Source organism: Ideonella azotifigens, from assembly GCF_006519715.1.
Lineage (GTDB): Bacteria > Pseudomonadota > Gammaproteobacteria > Burkholderiales > Burkholderiaceae_C > Ideonella > Ideonella azotifigens.
Genome location: NZ_VIDT01000043.1, coordinates 1 through 17687 on the forward strand (window position 1 = coordinate 1; position 17687 = coordinate 17687).

The window sequence follows — 17687 nt, forward strand, 5'->3', positions numbered from 1 at the left end:
CCAGCTCACAGCCGATGGCTCAAGGACGGGGTCTATTGACCGCTTACCGTCACTTATTCAATGGGCGTAAAAAAACCGCAGCCTAGGCTGCGGTTTTTGTTTGATTTGCTAACTGCTAAGCAGCAATCAAATCAGAAGTCGTACTGGGCCGTCAGGCGGAACTTGCGAGGATCCGAGTAGCTGATCACTCGGCCATAGGCCGGGTTGACCACGCCAGCGCCGTAAGTGGCTGACGAGTCGTGAGCTTCGTCGATCACGCGAGCGGTTTGACGGTTGAACACGTTGAAAACGTCCACGCGGAGCGCCAGACCCTTCACGTAATCAGGCTTGTACACAGCGTTCAGGTCCAGAGCGGTACTCCAAGGCAGGCGGCCTTGCGAACCACGCGGCGTTGCAACACCGTCGCAATAGAAGAACACTGCGCCGTATCCGCCACCGCCAATGTCGGTGCCCGTGCCACCGTAATCGCCGAAGCAGTTCTTCGGACGTCCCGATTCCAGCACCATGGTCGTGCCAAAGCCCCATTCAGGCGTCAGCTGATAGTAGCCGTAGCCCTTGATCTGGTGGGTGCGATCGTTCGGCAGATAGCCATACGAGCCTTCCATCAGCTCCTTGAAGTCCCAAGTCGAAGTTACAGCCACATCGGTCTGGGCATTGTCGGACTTGGTCTGGCCTTCGGTGTTGCCCTTGTTCTTGGAATACGTGTAGTTGATCTTGCCGTACCAGCCATCGCTGAACGGGTGTTCCAGGAACAGGTCAAGGGCAAAGTAGGTACGCTTCGGCTTCGGCACACCGATGTCGGCAGCCTTGAGCTTCACCTTGGTCAGGGTGCCGTCACCGGCATAGTCCACCAGGAAGGTATTGTCGCTGCCCGGATTGAAGGTCGCGCAACCGAAGCCACCGTAGTTGCTCGTGTCGATGCCGTTCGCATCAGCATAGGCATAGAACGGACGGTAGTCGCAGAAGTCGTCGATGGTCTGCTTCAGCTTGCGGTAGGTGACCTTCGCGCCGCCGACCAAGCCCTGCGTCAACGCGCCTTCAACACCCAGGGTCAGTTCATCCTGATAGGTCGGCTTCATGTCCTGAGCCGCCACGGTCTTAGGGTTCTTGGCCTGACCGTATTCATTGTTGGACGAGTACGGCTCACTGTTCAGCGCAGTCAGGCCAGTCGGCGCACCCGTTACTGGATCAACGCCGGTGTAGGCGAAGTACTGGTCAACGAACAGCGAGCGGCTGGCGCCACGCACGGCCACGTGCGTCGGGATTTGCAGGCTGTAGCGGCCGGCAGAGCCGTAGACCTTCAGCGACGAGTTGCCGAGCACATCCCACGATGCCGACAAACGCGGGCTGAAGAAACCGTCCATCTTCAGGAAGGTATCACCATCACCATTCTTGTTTTCGAAGGATTCGCGACGCACGCCAGCCGTCAGCAGCACTTCCTTCGTCACTTGCCAGCGGTCTTCAATGTATTGCGCCGACTGGTTCGAATCTGCATTCGTGACGGTGTCAAAATGGCGCTGACGAGCGTAATAGTACGTGCCGTTCACAGGCACTGCGCCGGCGTCGATCAGGCTGATCCGGGTGCTGGGGCCTGCGCCGGAATAGTTGCCGTTAGTGGTGTGATAGTAACGCCAGTAAGAACCACCCACATTGTCGTAGCTGTCGCCCGCGTTCTTGGACTTCAGCCGATTTTCATCCAGACCTGCACGGATCAGGTGATCACCCAGCTGGTATTCGAGGTCGAATCGGAATGATTTGGTGGTTTCCTTCGCATCATTGCCGATACCGGTAGTACCGCCGGGAAGCGGATTGGCCGGGTTGGTCGGGTAAGTCAGGTTTGGATTCCTGTCAGCATCGGTCGGAATGAAAGTTTCCGGGTCCGTCGGCTGGAAACTGTAGCCTTGCTTGTGCGGGCTGCTGCTTTGGCCATACAAAGCCGTCAACAGAAAATCGGACGTAATCTGGCCGCTGTACTTCAGGACTTGGGCATCGCCGCCCACACCGGTGGTGTAGTCGGACAGGTTCTTCGAATACTGGCTGAAGACGTAGTTGGTCTTCTTGTGCGCTGCGTAGTCGTAGCCGAAATAATCGTCCGTCGTCTTGTAGTTGTCGCCGATCAGGGTGGCTTCCAAATGGTGATCGGAAGTCAGGTACCAGTCGAACTTACCCAGATAACGGGTGTTGGTATTCTGCGATTCAAGCCAACCCGTGGTCGAGACTGCAGAGGAGCCTGGGGTGGAGTTGACCGCCTTGGTGTTCAGCTTGGTGACATCCGCCGCCACGAACATGAACAGCTTGTCCTCAACCAACGGGCCGCCAACGTACGCGCCGTAGCTGGTCTCTTGACGATAGTTGTCCTTGCGATAGAAATATTCAGTTCCGTCGGTGGCCGCGCCATTCTTCGGATAATAAATATTCTTCGGATTCGAACGCAGCGAGTTCGGCTCGATCGTGACATCGACCCCGCCGTGCCATTCATTGGTGCCGCTCTTGGTGATGATGTTCACCACGCCACCCACCGAGCGACCAAACTCAGCACCGAAACCACCGGTTTGCACCTGGGCCTGCTGGATGGCGCCAAATGGCAGTTCCATCGAGCCCAACTGCGTCAGTGCGTTCGTAACGGGGAAACCGTTGATGTAGTACGAGTTTTCCGAGGGAGCGCCACCACCGATGCTGATACCGCCGGAATAACGCGCGTCGGCCTTGGTCGTGTTGGCCGCGAGGGCCACAATGCCGTTGACGTCTTTGCTGGCAACCGGGATAGCATCCAGTTGCTTGGCGGTGAAGACGGAAGCGTTGACGGTATTGGAGGTGTCAATGCCGCGCAGCTTGCCAACCACCTGCACGGTTTGGGTGGCGTTGCCGGCGCCTGCGAATACGGCTTCAGCACCTTGGCCCGCCAAAACGTCCAATTCAGCCGTCGAAACGACCTTGCCGTCCTTCACCAGTTGAATCTGGTAATGGCCGGGAGCCAGGTTATTGGCTTGGAATCGACCGCCTTCGCCAACGGTCACCGTGCGCTTGAAGCCCACAGCCGCGTTTTCAATGACGATTTGGGTACCGGCACCCGTTGCAACCTGACCGTACACCGAGCCAACGGCGGTAGATTGCGCGTAGACCGCGCCGGACATGACGCTGAGGCCGACCGCCACAGCGACAGCTGACCGCCGCCACAGGGTGGAAGAATTTTTCATTTGAGCCACTGACTTCTCTCCAGAAAGGTTGATCGATAGACCCATTTCAGAAGCAAGGCACATGCCGGTCTTGTGAAGCCATGATGTCCTCGCTCCAGGAACGTGTAAATTGATTGTCACTGAAGGTCTTTTTGGTCCCCACCCCCACAAACCCTCTTTGCAATTTTCGGTGGATTTTTGTTGCTATTTCGCTGCAACTGCCGCCTTAGCAGCGGCGTTCAGGCGGGGTACGGCGTCGATCAGACGCCTTGTATAGACATGTGCGGGGTGTTGCAGAACGGCCTCGCATGAGCCCTGCTCAACGATCCGCCCGGCCTGCATCACGGCGACCTCGTCGGCGATGTACTCGACCACGCCGATGTTGTGCGTAATGAAGAGGAATGCGACGCCGGTGTCGCGCTGCAGATCGAGCAGCAGGTTCAGGATCTGCGCCTGCACCGACACGTCCAGTGCAGAGGTGGGCTCGTCGCAAACGATGAGGCGCGGCTGCACCGCGAGTGCTCGGGCGATGGCTATGCGCTGGCGTTGGCCGCCCGAGAATTCGTGCGGATGGCGCGCCAGCGCTTCGGCACGCAGGCCGACCTGGTCGGTGAGGTTTAGCAGACGGGCGCGCCGCTGAGCGGCGTCCAGATCGGGCCGCAGGGCCAGCAGGCCTTCTTCGAGGATGTCGAACACCCGCATGCGCGGGTTCAGCGAGGCAAATGGGTCCTGGAAGATGATCTGGACTTCGCGGCGCGCGCGCTGCAGCGCCTGCGAGTTCATGGCGAACAGGTCCTGGCCGTCCAGCAGCGCGCGGCCCTGGGTCGTGGCCATGCGCCGCAGCAGTTGCACGACGGCCTTGCCGGTGGTCGTCTTGCCGCAGCCGCTTTCGCCGACCAAGGCCAGCGTCTGCCCTGCCCTGACCTGGAACGAGACGCCGGCGACCGCATCGAAGTGCCCGCGCACGCGTTGCAGCAGCCCGCCGCGAATGGGGTAGCGCACATGCAGTGACTGCACGTCAAGCACCACGTTGGCAGCTCCAGGGGCTTTCGTCGACGCCGAGGGGGCCACTTCGACAGCCGCCGCTGCTGGTTCAACCTCATGGACGGTTTGTTCACGCCCTGGCGTGTACAGGATGCAACGCACCGAACGGGTGCCTGGCTGGGCCCATAGTGCGGGCCGTGTCTGGGCGCAGGCGGCTTCTGCGAGGGCGCAGCGTGGCTCGAAGCGGCAACCGTGAAAGCTTTGTGTCAGCGCGGGCACCGTTCCGGGGATTGCGGCCAAGGCCTGACCCCGGCGATGCGCATCGGGCAGTGCCCGCAACAGGGCTTGGGCATACGGGTGCTTGGGCGCGGAGAAGAAGCTTTGCGCGTCGGCGGTTTCAATGATCTGGCCGGCGTACATCAGCGCCACACGGTGCGCCATGCCGGCAACCACGGCGAGGTCGTGCGTGATTAGCAGCATGCCCAGGCCGGTCTCGGCCTGCAACTGGCGCAGCAGGTCCAGCACCTGCGCCTGGATTGTCACGTCGAGTGCGGTGGTGGGTTCGTCGGCGACCAGGAAGTCGGGCTCGGCCGCAAGCGTCATCGCAATCATCACGCGCTGCTTCTGCCCGCCGCTCATGCGGAACGGGTAGTCGTCCATGCGGCGTTCGGGCTCGGGGATGCTGACACGGCGCAGCCAGTCCAGTGCCCGTGCGCGTGCCGCGGCGCCGCGCAGCGAGGTGTGTGCCTCGATGGACTCGACGATCTGGTCGCCCACGCGCATCACAGGATTCAGGCTGGTCGAAGGCTCCTGGAAGATCATGCCGATGCGGCCGCCACGCACCGCGCGCATCTGCAGCTCCGGCAGGGCCAGCGTGTCGGCCCCTTCCAGCGCCACGCTGCCGGCCACCACGCGGCCGTTGTCCGGCAGCAGCCGCATCAGTGCCAGCGCGGTCATGCTCTTGCCGCAGCCGGACTCGCCGACCAACGCCAGCGTTTCGCCACGCTCTATGCACAGCGTGAGTTGGTCGATGGCCTGTACCAGGCCGGCTTCCGCATCCAGCTGAACGTTCAGTTCGTCAATCTTCAGCATCGGTGCGGCTCAGGCAATGGTGGGCTTCTTTGGGACAAGGCGCACGCGGAAGGCGCGGGCCCGCGGATCGAACGCATCGCGCACGCCGTCGGCAAACAGGTTGGCCGCCAGCACCAGCGTCACCATGAAGAAGAAGGCAGCGCTGAAAGACCACCAGACGACAGGGTCGCGGCTCATCTCGTTGCGGGCCAGGTTGATCATGCCGCCGAAGCTGCTGGTGGACGGATCCACGCCCACGCCAACGTAGGTCAGCACTGCCTCGTAGAGGATCAGGTCCGAGAAGCTCAGCACGGTGGTGATCAGCACCAGGTGCATCACGTTGGGCACGATGTGGCGCGCCATGATGCGCCAGTGGCTGACGCCGAAGGCAGTCGCCGCCTGAACGAAGTCCAGTTCGCGCAGTTTCAGCGTCTCGGCGCGCACCAGGCGGCACAGCGTGGCCCAGCCTGTGAGGCCGAGGATCACGCAGAGCAGGAAGGTCTTCAGGTCGGCCCGCTCCAGGCCGGTTTCGAACAGGTCGGGGTTCTTGTCCAGGAAGACCTGCACCATCAGCACGCAGGCGGCAATCAGCAACACGCTGGGCACCGAGCTGAGCGTCGTGTAGAGGTACTGGATCACCTCGTCCACCCAACCCTTGAAGTAACCCGCAAGCACGCCCAGCACGATGGCCAGCGGCAGCGTGGCCAGGGTCGACAAGGCGCCGATCACGAAGGCCGTGCGCACGCTTTTGAGCGCCAGCAGCAGCACGTCGTTGCCGGTGCGGTCGGTGCCCATCACGTGGTAACCACCGGCCAGCGCGGTGACGGGCCCGATCACGGCGCAGAGCGCCATCAAGGTGGCCAGCAGCGGCCGCAGCGGCAGCGCCGTGTGACCGCGCCACAGGGCCTGCCAGGCCGGACCGAGGCCACCGTGCGCGCGGCGCAAGGTGGCAGCCAGCGCCACGGCCAGGCCCACGAATGCCAGCAGACCGATGCCAAGCCCGGCCAGCACCCGACGCGTCACGTCCCCTGCCCAGTCGCGCACAGTATCAGCCAGGTGCGCACCGCCGAACTGCAGCCGCGGATAGATGCGCTGGATCTCGCCGTTGACCGTCACCGCGTCGCGCGTGTGCGCATGCGTGGCCAGCGGCGCGCTGTAGGTGGCTTCGCGGGTGGCGCGCAGGTGGTGCAAGGCCTCGTCCAGCAACGAGCTGGTGGTGGCGTCGTAGTAGACCGCGTGGCCCGTGCTCACTGTGGCCGGATTGGTCGGCAACGTCCGTCGGAAATGCACGCTGTCCAGCAAGGTGACGAGGACAAACAGCAGCAGCACGAAGCCGGCCGACAGCGCGGCCGGATCGTGCAAAACACGCTGCCATTTGCTGCGGCTCTGCGGCAGGCCGCGCAGGCGCACGGCGTAGACCGCGACTGACAGCGCCATCAACCACAGCGCGATGTCGGTCCAGAGGATGACCAGCTTGAAACCCATGTCATTCACTTCCTGAGGGCCGTCAAGCCAGCCGCACCCGGGGATCGACCCAGGTGTAGATCACGTCGATCAGCGCGTTCGACAGCACATACAGCAGCGCGCCCAGGAAGACCATCACCCGCACAATGGCGAAGTCCTGTCCGGCAATGCCGTCGATCACGAAAGCGCCGAGTCCGGGGATGCCGAAGAAGCTCTCGAACACCAGGCTGCCGAGGAACACATACGGCAGGTACGAGCCGGCGCTGGTGATGATGGGAATCAGCGCGTTGCGCAGCACATGGCGCCACAGCACCACCGCTTCCGAAAGGCCCTTTGCGCGCGCGGTGCGCACGTAGTCGCGGCCCATTTCCTCCAGGAACATCACGCGGTACAGCCGGGCCTCGGTGCCCAGCCGCGACAGCAGCGACAGCAGCACCGGCAGCACCAGGAACTTGACCATGTCCAGCCCGCCCGCATAGCCCGACAGCGGCACCAGCCGCAGCACGCGCGAGAACAGGAACTGGCCGACGATGATGTAGAACAGGCTGGAGATCGACAGCATCAGCACGCAGACCACCGTGCCCCAGAAGTCGATGCGCGAATGCCGGAAGAACACCAGCAGCAGCGCGAAGCCGGTGCTGGCAATGACCTGCAGCAAGAAGATCGGCACCGCCAGCGTCAGGCTCACGCCCATGCGGGTCTTGATCTCGTAGCCAATGTCCATGCTGCGCGCCGAGTCGGAGCGGCCGAAGTCCAGCAGCATCAGCGAGATCGAGCGCTCCCACAACACCGTGTGCGTGAGCTGCTCGGCGCCCTGCCCGGCGGCGTTCCAGTACAGCGGCTTGTCGTAGCCACGCTCGCCCTTCCACTTGTCGATCTGCACTTGCGTGACGCGCTTGCCGCCAATGTTCAAGCGGGCCATGTCGTCCGGCGTGTTGACGGTGAAGAACAGGAAGAAGGTCAGCAGGTTCACACCCACCAGGATCAACACGCCGTAACTCAGCCGGCGCACCAGGTAGTTCCACATGTCGCGCTCAGCCAGGGTTGGAAGAAGTTGACAGCGAGGGCGCTGCGCCCTCGCCTGTCGTGCCACGGGCGGTTGCCAGCTCGCGCGCCTTGAAGCTGCGCCGCGCCACCCAGGCCAGCGCGACCGCCAGCAGCGCCAGCAAAGCCAGTGGCCAGTAGATCGGGTGGTTCCATTCGGCCTGCAGCTTTGCGCGCATGGCAGGGTCCACTCGGTAGTACCGCACCATGTCGCGCACCAGGATGCTGGGCTTGCCGTTGTGCACCCAGGGCTGGAAGGCCAAACCGCCCCACGGGATGTAGCCGAAGGACCAGGGAGCGTCCTCTTGCGTGATCTTGTAGATCTCGTCAACCACCTGCTGCTTGCGCGGCCCGTCATCCAGCGACTGCAGCTCGCGGAACAGCTTGTCGAAGGCCGGGTTCTCGTAGTTCGCGGTGTTTTCGCCCTGGGTCTTGGACTTGGCGTTGGGCCCGTAGAGCAGGAACAGGAAGTTCTCGGCGTCCGGGTAGTCGGCCAGCCAGCCGGCCCAGAACAGCTGGTGCTTGCCCTTGAGGGTCTTGTCCTGAAACTGGTTGAAGTCGGTCGCGCGAATCTCCAGCTGAATGCCCAGCTTGGCGAACTGCCGCACCATCCAGTCGTTCTCGGCCTTGAACTCGGGCGTGACCACGCGCTGGAAGTCGTAGTTCAGCACCAGCGGCTTGCCGGTGATGGCGTCGCGACCGCCGGGGTAGCCGGCTTCGGCCAGCAACTGCTTCGCATCTTCGATTGAGCGCCGTACCGGCTTGCCGTCGACCAGCTTGTGCGTCACAGGGTTGTAGAAGCCGGGTTGGCCCTCGTGCGAGCCGAACACGCCTGGCGGGATCGGGCCCATCGCCGCCACGCCGCCCTTGTGCTTGAAGATGCGGCCATAGCCCTCTTCCCAGTCGATGGCAATGGAGACCGCCTGGCGCAGCTTGCGGTGCTTGATGACTTCTTCCGGCGTACCGCCGGTGCCGACCACCGGGTCCAGCATATTGAAGCCCACATACCAGTTGGTGATGTCGGTGCTGAGCGGGAACTGGAAGCCGCGGGCCTCGTACTCCTGCTTCACCGCGTCGGACTCTTCCATGTCGTTGCGGAAGTCCACGCCCCATTCGGGCCGCTCGATCTCGGGCATGTCCAGGTAGCCCTGGCGGAACTTGCCCTTGCGCCCTTCCTTTTCCTTTTCCATCTGCACGTAAAGCGTGTCGATGAACGGCAGGCGCTTGCCGCAGTCGTCCAGCAGGCCGGCGGCCTTGTCTTCGGGCTGGCCTTCGCAGGGGTAGAAGTCGTCGGCCCGGTAGTTCGGGTTGCGCTTCATCACGTGCAGGCGATCACGCTCGAACGTGGTCATCATGAACGGGCCCGAGCCCACCGGCCACTGGTTCAACGACAGGCCGTTTTCGGTCATGCCGGGCTGAGAGTAGAAGGCGTCTGCCTCCCACGGCAGCGGCGCGACGAAGGGCAGCGCCATCCAGTAGTTCCACTGCGGGTACTTGCCCTTCAGGCGAACCCGCAGTGTGTACTTGTCCAGCGCCTGAGCCCCCGCCAGTGGCCATTTGCGGAAGTCCAGGAAGGGCTTGTCCTGCAGGTCTTCCGGCAGTCCGGCCAGCAGCTTGGCGTCTTCCTTTTTGATCAGCTCGGCATAGTCCTTCAGGCCCAGCACGTATTCGGCAAACACCGCGAAGACCGGCGCCTCGATGCGTGTCGTTGCATGGCGCTTCAAGGTGTAGACGAAATCCTCGGCCTCCACCTCGCGGGTGTCCGTGTGCTCGAATTCCCAGGGCGAATGCTTCTCGCCGACCTGGGCACGCGTCATGTGGTGGTAGAGGTACTGCCCTTGCGCATCCTTGGCGAAGGCCGGATGCGGCGCGTAGCGCATGCCGTGGCGGATCGGAATGTCGTAGACGCTCTCTGCAATGTGCTCGGCGGCAGCGTCGGCCGGCAACTCGTGGCCGGCGGCGTCCAGGTAGCGCGGCTTGACGACCTTGGCGGCGGCCTTGCCCTCCAGCTCATACGGCCGCTTCAGATAGTGGTACCCGTAAAGCGGCTCGTAGATGGCCATCGTGAAGGCCGACTCCGGATTGGAGTACGAGGCGACCGGGTCCAGGTAGCGCGGGGAGCGCTCCTCAAAGGCATAAAACAGCGTGTTCTCTTTTTCCGCGCCCAGCGGAAAGGGGCTGTTGCCACAGGCGGTCAAACTGGCCAAAGCGGCGGCGGCCATCGTCGCCTGCACGCCCAGCACCACCCAGCGCCAAACTGCGGCGCCCAACACACCGCGCATGCGGTCACTCCTTCAAGCACGCACGGCAGCATCGATGACCACGCACGCACGCACAAAACACAAGCCTCCCGTCAGGCGCACTTTTGGTGCACCCAAACGCGAGGCGAAGCGAAAATTCTAGGCACCGTCGCGGTGCCTGCCGCTCAGGGTTTACCGAGGGGCAACGCGGCGGACCGGCTAACGCAACGCAGCGTCAGTGCCAACCGATGAGCACGTCCCGTGCCTGTACCAGCAGCTGGACTTTGTGGCCCATCGGCATCGTCACCTTGGTCGGCACATGCCCGAATGGCAGCCCGGTCAGGACCGGCGTCTTCGTGACCTCGCGCAGGTAGGCGACGACGGTCTTCAGGTTGTAGCCGCGGTCCATCGGCGACTTGCGCCAGTCGCTGAATGCCCCCAATACCACCGCCTTCTGCGCGGCCAGCACGCCCGCCTGGTGCAGCTGCAGCAGCATGCGCTCGACCCGGTACGGATGTTCGGCCACGTCTTCCAGGAACAGGATGCCGCCCTTGACCTTGGGCCAGTGCCGGGTGCCCAGCAGCGAGCACAGCACCGTCAGGTTGCCACCCCACAGCACACCCTTCTCGGCCAAGCCATCGAAGCCGGCCTCGGTGCGAAAGCCGATGGCCTCCAGCTCTCCACTCATGGCTTCGTTGAAACAGTCCGGTGTGACTTCGTCCAGTTCGTCGCGGCCAAAGTCATCGGTCGCCATCGGTCCGCACCAGCTGGCGGTGCCGGTGTGGGTCAGCAAGCCCATCTGCAGCGCGGTCAGGTCGCTGTAGCCGACCCAGCGTGTGCCTTGCTCGGCTGCCTTGGCCAGCAGCGCCCAGTCCAGCCGGTCCAGCAGCCGCGTCATGCCATAACCGCCGCGCGTGGCCATGGCGACCGACGGCGCTTCTTCGGCAATGCGGTGCAGCGTGGCCAGGCGGAAGTCGTCGTCGCCGGCAAAGCGCTGGTGCTTGGCCAGCGCGCTGGCGTCCACCGTCACCTGGTAGCCCATGCCCTTCAGCCGCTTGGCGGCCAGCTTCACCGCGGCGCTCTTCAGCACCACGCCGGCGGGCGAATAGATCGTCAGCGTGGAAGGTGACGTGTGCACGTGGTGATGGTCGTGTCCATGTTCGTCGTGGTCCTGCCCGTGGTCGTGCGCCGCCTGGTCGGCATGCGGGGTCTTCTTCTTGGCGGCGCTCATGGGCGGTTCCTGTTGGGTTCGGTGAATTCGGGCATGTCGTCGGCGCCGGGCGGCGGCGTGAGCACCCATTCGGTGGCCTCGCCCGTCGGAATGACAGGCTCAGGCGCTGTTTCTGGTGCGGACCGAGGCGGGCTGAACAAAGCAGCGCGCGGTGCAGCGGCCGGTGACTGCGTGCTTTCGGCGTCGGCTTGGTCGGCTGCGCGCACGGCCTTCTGTTGGGCGCGGCGTTCGGCAAAAAACTCGCGCAACACCTGGCCACAGGCCTCGCCCAACACACCGCCCTGCAGCGCCGTGTGGTGGTTCAGCTGCGGCTGAGCAAACAGGTCGACCACCGAGCCGGCGGCACCGGTCTTGGGATCCCGGGCACCAAACACCACGCGCTTGAAGCGGGCGTGCATCAGCGCCATCGCGCACATTGCGCAGGGCTCCAGGGTCACGTAGATCTCGCACTCGGGCAGCCGGTAGTTCTCCAGCAGCTGTGCGGCGTGCCGCAGCGCCACCAACTCGGCATGGGCGGTCGGGTCGTGGGTGGTGATCGGCCGGTTGTAGCCGGTGGCAATCACCTGGCCATCGCGCATGATGACCGCGCCCACAGGCACCTCGCCCACCAGCCAGGCGTTCTGCGCTTGGTCCAGCGCCAGTCGCATCGCGTTTTCGTCGGCTGGAGTGGCCTCCTTGCCGAGAGATGCGGAAAACTCGCTCATGGGATCTCTCAGGAGCTGCGCAGCAGGTTTGCCCGGCTCACGCTGTGGGTTTGAGGGGCCAGCGTCCCAACACGAAGTACACGCTCTGGCCGATGAGGCTGTGCACCAGCACCAACTCCCTCGCGTGCCAGCTCACGGGCGCTATCGCCTGCGCCGGCACGGTCTTCAGGTCGTAAGCCAGCGTCATGTGCGGCGTGAAGCTCTTTTCAACCTCGCGGGCCAGGCCGGCATGCGCCATGCGCACGCCAACCTCACGCTGCAGCGAGATCACGCCGGACAGGTTCTCTTCGCTGCCCACCATCACAAACGGTGGGTTGCTGCTGTGCTTGCCGAAGCTCATCACGATGTCGAAGCTCAACGCAAAAGTGGGGTGGGCCAGCGTTTCGCCTGCCTGTCTGGCCCGGTTCACCATCAGTTCCGGAACCTCGGGAAAGTCACCCAGGTGATGCAGCGTGATGTGCAGCCGGTTCTCGCCGATGGGCCGGCCGCGTACGCCGTGCGCCATGCGCAGCTCAGCGCCGAGCTGGAACAGGCGCGCGGCGTCCTGCTCGTCCGGCATCAGCGCGAAAAACAGCCGGTTCAGCGCGGGCTTGGCCACTGGCGCATCACCCAGCAAGGACATCTGCTCGAAACCGTCGTTACCCATTTCCGTGCCTCCCATGCATGCGTGGCTGGTGCGCGCGCACCATCAAGCCATCAGGGCTTCTCGCCTTCGGCGTCGGCCCGTTCCAGGGCCTGCTGATGCAGAAGCGTCGCGGCGTCAATTTGCTTGCCGACCTCATTGGCCACCTGGCCAGGTGGCACCTGCCGCACGGCCTGGCCGTCGGTGACGGGCACCGTCACCGGCACGGCGACAGGCGTCTTCAGCCGCTCACGCACCAGCCAGCCGGCACCCAGCAGCGCGATCAACACCACGATCAGTCCCGCACCCCGCATCAGTTCACTCCCACTCGATGGTTGCCGGCGGCTTGCTCGACACGTCGTAGGTGACGCGGTTGATGCCGCGCACTTCGTTGATGATGCGGCCCGATACCTTCTTCAGCAGGCTGTACGGCAGCTCGGCCCAGTCGGCCGTCATGAAGTCGCTGGTCTGCACGGCACGCAACGCGACCACGTAGTCATAAGTGCGCCCATCGCCCATCACGCCCACGCTCTTGACCGGCAGGAACACGGTGAAGGCCTGGCTGGTCAGCTCGTACCAGTTCTTGCCGCTGACCGGGTCCACCGCGGCGCGCAGCTCCTCGATGAAGATCGCATCGGCGCGTTGCAGCAGCGTGACGTACTCGGGCTTCACTTCGCCCAGCACGCGCACGCCAAGGCCTGGGCCGGGGAACGGGTGGCGGTAGACCATGTCGTGCGGCAGGCCCAGCGCAACGCCGAGTTCGCGCACTTCGTCCTTGAACAGCTCGCGCAGCGGCTCCAGCAGCTTCAGGCCCAGCTGTTCCGGCAAGCCGCCTACGTTGTGGTGGCTCTTGATCGTCACGGCCTTCTTGGTCTTGGTGCCGCCGCTCTCGACCACGTCAGGGTAGATCGTGCCTTGGGCCAGCCATTTGGCACCTTTAGCCGAGGCATTGGCGGCCTTCAGCTTGGCGGCTTCGGCCTTGAAGACTTCGACAAACTCGCGGCCGATGATCTTGCGCTTTTGCTCGGGGTCGGTCACGCCCGCGAGGTGGCCGAGGAACTGCGCGCTGGCGTCCACATGCACCACCTTGGCATGCAGCCGGCCGGCGAACATCTCCATCACCATGCGGCCTTCGTCCAGGCGCAGCAGGCCGTGGTCGACGAACACGCAGGTCAGCTGGTCGCCGATGGCGCGGTGGATCAGCGCCGCGGCGACGGAAGAATCGACGCCGCCGGACAAGCCGAGGATGACTTCTTCGTCGCCCACCTGCTCGCGGATGCGCGCCACGGCTTCGTCGACATAGCTGTCCATCACCCAGTCGGCCTTGGCCTTGGCGATCTCCAGCACGAAGCGGTTCAGCAATTCACGGCCCTGCACGGTGTGCGTTACTTCCGGATGGAACTGCACACCGTAATAGCCGCGGCTTTCATCCGCCATGCCGGCGATCGGGCAGCTGGGCGTGCTGGCCATCAGCTTGAAGCCAGGCGGCAGCGCCGTGACCTTGTCGCCATGACTCATCCAGACCTTCAGCATGCCGTGGCCCTCAGCCGTGCTGAAGTCTTCAATGCCTTGCAGCAGCGCGGTGTGGCCATGCGCGCGCACCTCGGCGTAACCGAACTCGCGGTGATCGGCCGGCTCCACTTCACCACCCTGCTGCACCGCCATCGCGAACATGCCGTAGCAGATGCCCAGCACCGGCACACCCAGGTCCCACACGGCCTGCGGCGCCCGCAGTTCGTGGTCCTCGTAGGTGCTGGCGTGGCTGCCCGACAGGATGATGCCCTTGGGTGCGAACTCGCGGATGAAATCGTCCGACACGTCGTTCGGATGGATCTCGCAGAACACGTTGGCTTCGCGCACACGGCGTGCGATCAGCTGGGTGACCTGGGAGCCGAAATCGAGGATCAGGATCTTGTCGTGCATGGCGTTCAAAGGACGGGAAAGATTCGGGGGAATGTGTGGGCTCTCAGGCCGAAGCAGGGGCTTCGCGGCTTGCAGCGCGGCGCACGCGCGAGAAGTGCACCACAGCCATCACGGTGGCCAGGGCCTGCAGCAGCGCGCAGAGGTAGTAAGGCGCGCCAATGCGCCAGTCGCCACGCGGCAGGTGGGCGACTTCCTTCAACAGCAAGGGGCCGATGACCGGTGCGAGCACCATCATCAGACTGGACAGGCCGGACACCGCGCCCATGGTCTGGCCCTGGGATTTGGGGTCGGCAGCGTTCGAGACCAGGCTTTGCAGCGTGGTGGCAGCCGCGAAGCCAAAGACGTTGGCGGCAATCACCGCATACATCATCCAGCCCTCGGTGGCCGCGCCCCAGCCGGCATAGCACAGCGATGAAGAGATCAGCCCGACGATGGCCAGCTTCTCCAGCGGCATCCACTTGGTGAAGCGGCCGATCAGCACGCCCTGCACCAGCACCGACATCACGCCCACCGCAAACAGCGAAGCGCCGATCTGCTCCGGGTCCCAGCCGAACTTCAGCTCGGTGTAGAGCGCCCAGGTGGTGTGCAGGATGAACTGGGCGAGCGAGGCAAAGGCAATGACGACGAGCAGCGCGCCAATGCCCTTCAGTTCCATCAGGTGAATCAAGGAACCGACAGGGTTGACCTTCTTCCAGCTGAAGGGCTGGCGCCGGTCCGGGGGCAGCGATTCAGGCAGCACGAAAAAGCCGTACAGCCAGTTGCACAGCGCCAGCGTGCCGGCCACAAAGAACGGCAGCCGCAGGTTGATGCCGCCCAGCAGCCCACCAATCACCGGCCCGAGGATGAAGCCCAAGCCGAACATCGCGCCCAGCATGCCGTAGCGCTTGGCTCGATCTTCGGGCGGCGTGATGTCGGCCACGTAGGCGTTGGCGACGGCCGCGTTGGCCTGCATCGCGCCGCTGAACAGGCGCACCGCCACCAGCATCCAGTATTCGGTGGCCAGCGCCGTGCCGAAGAAGCTGACTGCCAGGCCGCTGAAGCCCATCAGCAGCACAGGCCTGCGGCCGAAGCGGTCCGAGAGCGCGCCCAGGATGGGCGAGCCAATGAAGTTGGCGAAGGCAAAGGCCATTGCCACGGTCGCGTAGGCGCCCACCTGTTCGGTCGGCGTGCGCGCAAAGGTGCCCACGAGCTTGGGCAGCACCGGGATGATCAGCCCGATCGAGATCATGTCGATTAACACCGTCAGCATGATGAACGGCATGGCAGCCGCTCGCTGTGGCTTGCCGTCTGGGTTCATGGGGGCGGTGTGGCCGGAAGGCTCGCTAGCGGGCATCTTGAAACGGGAGCGGTTTCAGAAAACGCTGCGCCCGGCCGAAGCCGGGCGCAGCAGCGGTCATCGCCGGGAATTTACTCGGCGCGGTAGTTCGGCGCTTCCTTGGTGATCTGCACGTCGTGCACATGGCTCTCGCGGATGCCGGCCGAGGTGATCTCGACGAACTCGGCACGCTCGCGCATGTCGTCAATGGTCGCGCAACCGCAGTAGCCCATCGAGGCGCGCAGGCCGCCGGCCATCTGGAAGATGATCGAGACCATCGAACCCTTGTAGGGCACGCGGCCTTCGATGCCTTCGGGCACCAGCTTGTCGGCGTTCGGGTTGCTGGTCTCGTCGGCTTCCTGGAAGTAGCGATCGGCAGAACCAGCCTTCATCGCACCGATGGAGCCCATGCCGCGATAGCTCTTGTAGCTGCGGCCCTGGTACAGGATCACTTCGCCTGGCGCTTCTTCGGTGCCGGCGAACATGCCGCCCATCATCACCGTGCTGGCGCCGGCCGCAATGGCCTTGGAGATGTCGCCCGAGTAACGCACACCGCCATCCGCGATCAGCGGCACGCCGGTGCCACGCAGCGCAGTCGCCACGTTGTCGATCGCGGTGATCTGCGGCACGCCGACGCCAGCGACGATGCGGGTGGTGCAGATCGAACCCGGGCCGATGCCGACCTTCACGCCGTCGGCGCCGGCTTCGGCCAGTGCCAAGGCCGCGGAGCCGGTGGCAATGTTGCCGCCGATCACGTCGATGTGCGGATAGTTCTTCTTGACCCAGCGCACGCGCTCGATCACGCCGGCCGAGTGGCCGTGCGCGGTGTCTACCACCAGCGCGTCCACACCGGCCTTGACCAGCAGCTCAACGCGTTCTTCGGTGCCGTCGCCCACGCCAACCGCAGCGCCAACGCGCAGCTTCCCTTGGGCATCGCGCGCAGCGTTCGGGAAGCTGGTCTGCTTGGTGATGTCTTTCACCGTGAACAGGCCGCGCAACTCGGAGGCGTCGTTCAGCACCAAAACGCGTTCGAGCTTGTGCTGGTGCATCAGCGCCTTGGCTTCCGCCAACGTGGCACCTTCGCGCACGGTGATCAGCCGCTCGCGCGGCGTCATGATCTCGCGCACCGGGGCTTCGAGCCGGGTTTCGAAACGCAGGTCACGGCCGGTGATGATGCCCACCACGCGACCGTCTTCAACGACTGGGAAACCCGAGATGCCGTGGGCGCGGGAGAGCTCGATCACGTCGCGCACACGGGCGCCAGGGGCGATGGTGATCGGGTCCTTCAGCAGGCCCGATTCATAGCGCTTGACCCGCGCCACCTCGGCGGCCTGCTGCTTGGGTGGCAGGTTCTTGTGCACGATGCCGATGCCACCTTCTTGCGCGATGGCAATCGCCAGACGGGCTTCGGTCACGGTGTCCATCGCCGCTGAAACCAGCGGCAGGTTCAGCACGATGTTGCGGGAAAAGTGGGTGGCCAGCGAAGTGTCTCGCGGCAGCACCTGAGAGAAGGCCGGGACCAACAACACATCGTCGAAGGTCAGCGCTTTGCCTAGAAGGCGCATGAGGAAAGCTCCAGACGCAAAAGCGGATTATACGGAAAGACCGGACACGCGTCACGGTGCGGCTTCGCGTGCCCGCACAGGCCGCCGCGGCCCCGCCCACCTTTCAGCCGCGGGTGGCGACCGCCCGGCTGCGGTGCACGGCCAAAGCGGCAAGAAACCGCGGTAACAGGGCGCTCGCGCCACGAGACGCCCACTACACTAAGCCCTGGTTTGGACGTCCGCTTGCGCATCGACATGAAGCTTTCCCGCCCTGGTTTTTCTGGTCCTTTGTCAGCGGTCTTGTTGGCGCTCATGGCGCTGTCCGCCTCGAATGCTTCTGCGCAGGCCATCTGGAAATGGCGTGACCGC

The 17687-nt window shown here is 64.1% G+C and carries 12 protein-coding genes; all 12 read right to left on the bottom strand.

Translation table 11 applies throughout. From position 1 onward, the window contains the following. Positions 1–131: 131 nt before the first annotated feature. A complete protein-coding gene (locus FKP22_RS05145) occupies positions 132–3260 on the bottom strand; it encodes a TonB-dependent receptor (protein ID WP_141285836.1) in 3129 nt (1042 codons plus the stop codon). A gap of 120 nt (positions 3261–3380) precedes the next feature. After that, on the bottom strand, positions 3381–5252 hold the full coding sequence (locus FKP22_RS05150) for an ABC transporter ATP-binding protein (RefSeq protein WP_141285838.1): 1872 nt from the start codon (positions 5250–5252) through the stop codon (positions 3381–3383). Positions 5253–5261: 9 nt separating this feature from the next. Further along, positions 5262–6716 (bottom strand): ABC transporter permease, encoded by a 1455-nt coding sequence (locus FKP22_RS05155; protein ID WP_141285840.1) that lies wholly within the window; start codon positions 6714–6716, stop codon positions 5262–5264. 22 nt (positions 6717–6738) lie between these two features. Then, positions 6739–7722 carry an ABC transporter permease gene (locus tag FKP22_RS05160; protein ID WP_141285842.1) on the bottom strand — a complete coding sequence of 328 codons (984 nt, stop codon included), beginning with the start codon at positions 7720–7722 and terminating at the stop codon, positions 6739–6741. Between the two features lie 7 nt (positions 7723–7729). Then, on the bottom strand, positions 7730–10021 hold the full coding sequence (locus FKP22_RS05165) for an ABC transporter substrate-binding protein (protein WP_141285844.1): 2292 nt from the start codon (positions 10019–10021) through the stop codon (positions 7730–7732). A 193-nt stretch (positions 10022–10214) separates the two neighbouring features. Next, a complete protein-coding gene (locus FKP22_RS05170; protein WP_141285846.1) occupies positions 10215–11210 on the bottom strand; it encodes an LD-carboxypeptidase in 996 nt (331 codons plus the stop codon). Then, positions 11207–11914, bottom strand: coding sequence for a tRNA adenosine(34) deaminase TadA (tadA, locus tag FKP22_RS05175; protein WP_141285848.1), 708 nt, complete (start codon positions 11912–11914; stop codon positions 11207–11209). The genes FKP22_RS05170 and tadA overlap by 4 nt, the downstream gene beginning before the upstream one ends. Positions 11915–11951: 37 nt before the next feature. Next, positions 11952–12560: a 2'-5' RNA ligase family protein gene (locus FKP22_RS05180; protein WP_170200756.1), complete on the bottom strand. Its 609-nt coding sequence runs from the start codon at positions 12558–12560 to the stop codon at positions 11952–11954. Between the two features lie 50 nt (positions 12561–12610). Next, on the bottom strand, positions 12611–12823 hold the full coding sequence (locus tag FKP22_RS05185) for a hypothetical protein (protein ID WP_141285852.1): 213 nt from the start codon (positions 12821–12823) through the stop codon (positions 12611–12613). 31 nt (positions 12824–12854) lie between these two features. Then, positions 12855–14459 carry a glutamine-hydrolyzing GMP synthase gene (gene guaA, locus FKP22_RS05190; protein WP_141285854.1) on the bottom strand — a complete coding sequence of 535 codons (1605 nt, stop codon included), beginning with the start codon at positions 14457–14459 and terminating at the stop codon, positions 12855–12857. 43 nt (positions 14460–14502) lie between these two features. Continuing rightward, positions 14503–15756: an MFS transporter gene (locus FKP22_RS05195; protein WP_233446805.1), complete on the bottom strand. Its 1254-nt coding sequence runs from the start codon at positions 15754–15756 to the stop codon at positions 14503–14505. Positions 15757–15866: 110 nt separating this feature from the next. Then, on the bottom strand, positions 15867–17339 hold the full coding sequence (gene guaB / locus FKP22_RS05200; protein ID WP_141285858.1) for an IMP dehydrogenase: 1473 nt from the start codon (positions 17337–17339) through the stop codon (positions 15867–15869). Between the last annotated feature and the right edge of the window lie 348 nt (positions 17340–17687).